The sequence below is a fragment of the Pseudomonas sp. SIMBA_067 genome, from assembly GCF_046534675.1.
Lineage (GTDB): Bacteria > Pseudomonadota > Gammaproteobacteria > Pseudomonadales > Pseudomonadaceae > Aquipseudomonas > Aquipseudomonas putida.
Map to the genome: position 1 here is coordinate 1 of NZ_JAWRYH010000449.1, position 271 is coordinate 271.

At 49.8% G+C, this 271-nt stretch carries 1 protein-coding gene; it reads left to right on the forward strand.

Going from position 1 to position 271, the window contains the following annotated elements:
* Nucleotides 1-72: 72 nt before the first annotated feature.
* The coding region (locus SB765_RS29845; RefSeq protein ID WP_410932522.1) for a SulP family inorganic anion transporter at nucleotides 73-271 on the forward strand (199 nt) is incomplete at its 3' end.

Below are 271 nucleotides of genomic sequence, written 5' to 3' on the forward strand. Positions count from 1 at the left end.
TGCCATTTAGTTGACAGATGATGCGCTCACGGATGAAACATTATTGTGAACAAAATATTTTCCTCACATGTGATGCCTTTCCGCGCTCTGATCGACGCTTGCTGGAAAGAAAAATATACTGCCGCACGGTTTACCCGTGACCTGATTGCCGGGATAACCGTCGGGATTATTGCTATCCCGCTGGCGATGGCGTTGGCTATTGGTAGTGGTGTGGCACCCCAGTACGGTTTATATACCGCAGCTGTTGCGGGGATTGTCATTGCTCTGACGG